Origin of the sequence: Chromohalobacter sp. HP20-39 (genome assembly GCF_033052815.1) — a bacterium.
Taxonomy (GTDB): domain Bacteria; phylum Pseudomonadota; class Gammaproteobacteria; order Pseudomonadales; family Halomonadaceae; genus Chromohalobacter.
Genome location: NZ_JAWHTP010000879.1, coordinates 1 through 256, shown reverse-complemented (window position 1 = coordinate 256; position 256 = coordinate 1). Strand labels below are relative to the sequence as shown.

Here is a 256-nt window from a genome sequence, read left to right as displayed (position 1 = left end):
AAAAATTGTAAGCGACGGGCCGACGCCAGCAGGTCGGGTTCTCCCAGACATTGCCCTGTAGTAAACAGTGAACAGGTCGGGTCCATATCCATACCTTGCGGTTGTTCATCGACCACCGTGATGGTTCTGGAACGACGGCCCAGACATGCACCATGACTCTGATGGTAGATCCCAGGCGTTTTTCGCCACGGTGCGAACACCGCAATTCCACGAATAAAGCGATCGTTATATTCAACGGGAAGGCCGGCAATGATGG

1 pseudogene is annotated in these 256 nt (G+C 53.5%); it reads right to left on the bottom strand.

Features of this window, described 5'->3' with window-relative positions:
- Positions 1 to 256, bottom strand: a pseudogene (yobB, locus tag RVY79_RS20485) (carbon-nitrogen hydrolase family protein YobB); the annotation flags it as partial.